At 59.5% G+C, this 4,419-nt stretch carries 6 protein-coding genes; 3 read left to right on the top strand and 3 right to left on the bottom strand.

What is annotated here, in order from left to right:
- The coding region (gene slyA, locus HMPREF1024_RS21745; RefSeq protein ID WP_032451316.1) for a transcriptional regulator SlyA at window positions 1-265 on the bottom strand (265 nt) is incomplete at its 3' end.
- Window positions 266-437: 172 nt separating this feature from the next.
- On the opposite strand from slyA, the gene HMPREF1024_RS21750 reads away from it, so the two are divergent.
- From HMPREF1024_RS21750 to HMPREF1024_RS21760, 3 genes are read left to right on the top strand one after another with little or no spacing between them, the layout of a single operon-like run.
- The gene (locus tag HMPREF1024_RS21750) at window positions 438-674 is read left to right on the top strand and encodes a DUF1656 domain-containing protein (RefSeq protein WP_009307712.1); all 237 of its coding nucleotides are present in this window, start codon (window positions 438-440) and stop codon (window positions 672-674) included.
- A 10-nt stretch (window positions 675-684) separates the two neighbouring features.
- Window positions 685-1,581, top strand: a complete 897-nt coding sequence (locus tag HMPREF1024_RS21755) for an HlyD family secretion protein (protein ID WP_009307711.1) — start codon at window positions 685-687, stop codon at window positions 1,579-1,581.
- On the top strand, window positions 1,581-3,605 hold the full coding sequence (locus tag HMPREF1024_RS21760) for an FUSC family protein (RefSeq protein WP_009307710.1): 2,025 nt from the start codon (window positions 1,581-1,583) through the stop codon (window positions 3,603-3,605). Before HMPREF1024_RS21755 ends, HMPREF1024_RS21760 begins: the two co-directional genes overlap by 1 nt.
- On the opposite strand, the gene sodC is transcribed toward HMPREF1024_RS21760, so the two are convergent.
- Window positions 3,598-4,119 carry a superoxide dismutase [Cu-Zn] SodC gene (sodC, locus tag HMPREF1024_RS21765; RefSeq protein ID WP_004184268.1) on the bottom strand — a complete coding sequence of 174 codons (522 nt, stop codon included), beginning with the start codon at window positions 4,117-4,119 and terminating at the stop codon, window positions 3,598-3,600. The genes HMPREF1024_RS21760 and sodC overlap by 8 nt on opposite strands.
- Window positions 4,120-4,188: 69 nt before the next feature.
- Window positions 4,189-4,419: aldo/keto reductase (locus tag HMPREF1024_RS21770; RefSeq protein ID WP_009307709.1), on the bottom strand; the 231-nt coding region annotated here is incomplete at its 5' end.

The following is a 4,419-nucleotide window of genomic DNA, read 5'->3' as shown; positions in this document are numbered from 1 at the left end:
CCCGCCGATCGCTTGCGCAGGTCTGGCGAGAAATGAGCCCTTTCTCCTCCAGCTGATCGAGCGTGCGCACCAGCGACGGCTGTTCAATACCGATAGCTTTCGCCAGCTGGATCTGCGACTGCTCAGGCGGCAGCTGGTGGATGTTATGCAGCGTGACCCAGTGGGTCTGCGTTAACTCCAGAGGTTTCAGGCGATGGTCGATTAGCGCGCGCCAAACGCGAACTAAACGTGCCAGATCAGAACCAAGTGGCGATTCCAATTTCATCTCCTTATAATTAGCTTGCTAAGTTATTATACTGATTTTAGAATAGTGTGCAGCATTTGAATTATCAAAACAAATGAATTACTTGATTCAACAAAAACCAAAACAATGATTTACACTGTTAAAGAGTAGCACGTCCTGAGGTTACCCCTGTAATGGCAAAGGATTTTTGCTTGTGAAACTGAGTCTTAACGCATCCGGATTGCCGCTGCAGGACCTGGTGTTCGGCGCATCCGTCTATTTCCCTCCGCTGTTCAAAGCCGTCTTGTTGGGTTTCTTTATCTGGTTGTTTTTACATCGCCAGCTGCGTGACTGGATGTATGCGGGCGACATCTGGCACCCGCTACTAATGGATCTCTCCCTGTTCGCGCTCTCGGTCTGTCTGGCCCTGGTATTGCTCATTGCCTGGTGATCTCCCTGTTATGAAAAGATTAAAATATCTGTCAACGCTGCTGGTCGCGGCCGTCGCCCTGATTGCCGCATGGTTGTTATGGAATTTCTACACTCAGTCACCCTGGACCCGCGACGGCAAAGTGCGCGCCGAGCAGGTTGGGATCACCCCTCAGGTCTCCGGCAGTATTCTGCAGTTGAACGTAACCGATAACCAACGGGTCAAAGCCGGGGAAGTATTGTTTACCATCGACGACACCCCCTATCGCATCGCGGTGCTGAACGCCCAGGCGCAGCTGGCGAAAGCCCAGGCGGAGGTGGCGAAAGCGCAGGCGGAGCAAAGCAAGGCCGCCAGCGAGGCTCGCCGTCGCCGAAGCCTGTCGCAAAATGCCATCTCGGCTGAAGACCTTGAGAACGTCAATACCGCCCTGAATACCGCCACCACCACCCTGGCTGCCGCCAGAGCGGGGGTCGGCGTAACCGAAGCGGCGCTGAAACATGCGCAGTGGCAGCTCAGCCAGACGGTTGTCAAAGCGCCGGTGGATGGCTGGGTGACCAACCTTTCCACCCGCGTCGGTGATTACGCTACCACCGGCCATCCGGTCTTTGCCCTGGTGGACAGCCATTCGTTTTACGTACTGGGCTACTTCGAAGAGACCAAACTGCGCCACATTCGCATCGGCGATCCGGCACAAATTATTCTCTATAGCAATCAGCAGACGCTAAAGGGCCATGTCGCGAGCATCGGCCGCGCGATTGTCGACCAGAGCGTGGAACAGGGAACCGGGCTGGTGGCCAACATCAAACCAAATATCCCCTGGGTTCGTCTCGCCCAACGCGTTCCGGTGCGAATTGCCTTTGATACGCTGCCGGCCGATGTCACCCTGGTCTCCGATACCACCTGCACTGTCTCAATTGGCGGGCAGTAATGAACCTGAAGACCCTGTCGTGGCGCGCACTCCCCTGGGTTAAAGCCACCCGGCCGCAGTGGCGGTACGCATTGCGCAACGGCATCGCGATGTGTCTTGCGCTGAGTATCGCCTATGCGCTGGATCTTGATGAGCCCTACTGGGCGATGACGTCCGCGGCGGTGGTCAGCTTTCCCACCGTCGGCGGCGTGATCAGTAAAAGTTTTGGCCGCATCGCAGGCAGCCTGCTCGGCGCCTGCGCCGCCCTGCTGCTTGCCGGTCATACACTCAACGATCCCTGGCTGTTTCTGTTCAGTATCTCCGGCTGGCTGGCGCTCTGCACCTGGGCCTGCGCCCTGTTCACCAACAACGTCGCCTACGCCTTTCAGCTGGCGGGCTATACCTGCGCCATCATCGCCTTTCCGGTGATTAACATCAGCGACAGCTACGAGCTGTGGGTCATCGCCCAGTCGCGCGTCTGCGAAGTCATCGTCGGGATCCTCTGCGGCGGGCTAATGATGATGATCCTGCCAAGCACCTCCGACGGCAGCAATCTGCTGACGGCCCTGAAAACCATGCACGCCCGGCTGCTGGAGCACGCCAGCCTGCTGTGGGTGCCGGAGACGACGGATGCCATTCGCACCGCCCATGAGAGCGTGATTGGCCAGATCCTGACCATGAACCTGCTGCGTATCCAGGCCTTCTGGAGCCACTACCGTTTCCGTCGGCAGAATCCTCTGCTGAACTACCTCCTGCATCAGCAGCTCAGAATGACCAGCGTCATCTCCAGTCTGCGACGGATGCTGCTGAACTGGCCTGACGCGCCGGCGAACACTCGCCAGGTACTGGAGTCGCTGCTCGCCGAGCTCGCCACCCCTCATGCCGACAGCTATCACGTTGCGCGGATCCTGGCGCCGCTGGCGCCGCGGCAGGATGCCGATTACCGCCACATCGCTTTCTGGGCGCGATTGCGCTATTTCTGTCGCATTTACCTGGAGAGCAGCCGCTGGATCCGCCGCGTTGAAAATGCCTCGGCGATCGCCGAGTTCAATGTGCCCGCCGCCCCGCCGTTAGCCCGCCATACCGATCAGGCGGAGGCGTTGCTCAACGGTGTCCGTACCTTTTGCGCGCTGGTGGCGATTGGCGCATGGGGGATCAGTACCCAGTGGACCAGCTGCGCGGCGGCCCTGACCCTGGCCTCCATCTGCTGCGTGCTCTACTCCGTATCCGCCTCGCCGTTTCGCTCGCTGACATTGCTGATGCAGACTCTGGTCCTGCTGTCGCTATTCAGTTTCGTGGTGAAGTTCGGCCTGATGGTGCAGGTAACCGACCTGTGGCAGTTTCTGCTGTTCCTGTTCCCGCTCCTGACCACCATGCAGTTACTCAAACTGCAGTGGCCCAAATACGCCGGCCTGTGGGGACAGCTTATCGTCTTTATGGGCTCGTTTATCGCCGTCACCAACCCGCCGGTGTACGATTATGCGGCCTTTTTCAATGATAATTTGAGCAAGATTGTCGGGGTAGGCTTTGCCTGGCTGGCCTTTGCGGTACTGAGTCCGGGCTCTGACGCCCGCAAAGGGCGACGCCATATCAGAGCGTTACGGCGTCACTTTGTCGATCAGCTCAGCCGTCATCCTCAGCACAGTGAGCATGAATTTGAATCGCTGGTCTATCACCACGTCAGTCAGCTCAGCCAGAGTAAGGATGCCCTGGCGCGCCGCTGGCTGTTGCGTTGGGGCGTCGTGCTGCTCAATTGCTCGCACGTCGTTTGGCAGCTTCGCGAATGGGAAACCCGCTCCGATCCTCTCGCCCAGGTGCGCGACCTGTGCATCAACCTGTTACGCGATGTGATGAGCGAGCGCGGCGTGCAGCAGCGTCCGCTGGCCTCCACCCTGCAGGAGCTGCAGCGGATCTGCGACGCCCTGAACCACCATCATCAGCCGGCGGCGCGGGAACTGGCCGCCGCGATTTGGCGACTGTACTGCGCCCTGTCGCAGCTGGAACAGGCCCCGGTGGCCGGCACAATTGGCGAAGGAACTACTTAATCACCCCGCAGGCAAACCGTTCGCCGCCGCCGCCCAGCGGCTGCGGACTGTCGGCCATGTTATCCCCGCCTACGTGGACCATCAGCGCTTTCCCTTTCACCTCCGCCAGCGTTTTCAGGCGCGGAGCAATAATCGGCTGGTCGGCTACGCCCGCATCGTTGACCACCAGCAGGGGCAGGTCGCCAAGATGCCCGGCCCCCAACGGCCCTTCGTGTTTGCCGGTATGCTGCGGATCGTAATGTCCGCCCGCCGCCCCGGCGGCCACGGCTTTACCTTCTTTCATCGCCGGCTGGCAGCTGCCTTCGGCATGAATATGAAACCCGTGCTTGCCCGGCGGTAGCGCCCGCAGAGTGGGGGCGAACTCGAGTCCGCGGTCGGTTTCGGTGATTTTGACGCTGCCGATGGTCTGACCGACGCCCTGGGTGGTCACGAGATTAAGTTGCACATCTTCACTAACGGCCTGTGCGCCAGCGCAAAATGCGAGGGATAAGATCGCGAGAATACATCGTTGCATAACACCTCCGGATGGCTGTCTCCCTGTTAAGTGTAAACCAGGAACGCCTTTCCGGAGGGGAAATGCCCGTTACGGTACGTCGTACCCGAGCGCGGCTTTACGGATGCGGAACCACTGCTGACGGGTCATGCTGAGTTTTTCAGCCACAATCGCCGAGCGCACGCGCTCGATTTTGCCCGAGCCAATAATCGGCAGCGGCTGCGACGGCAGACGCAGCACCCAGGCATAAACTACCTGTTCGATGCTGTCGGCGTTAAGCTCGTGCGCCACCTGCGCCAGCTCATCGCGCAGCGCCTGGAA

It is taken from the genome of Klebsiella sp. 4_1_44FAA, assembly GCF_000238715.1.
In the GTDB taxonomy this organism is placed as follows: domain Bacteria; phylum Pseudomonadota; class Gammaproteobacteria; order Enterobacterales; family Enterobacteriaceae; genus Klebsiella; species Klebsiella pneumoniae.
The sequence above is the reverse complement of the archived record's forward strand: the minus strand, read 5'-3'. Positions and strand labels throughout refer to the sequence as shown.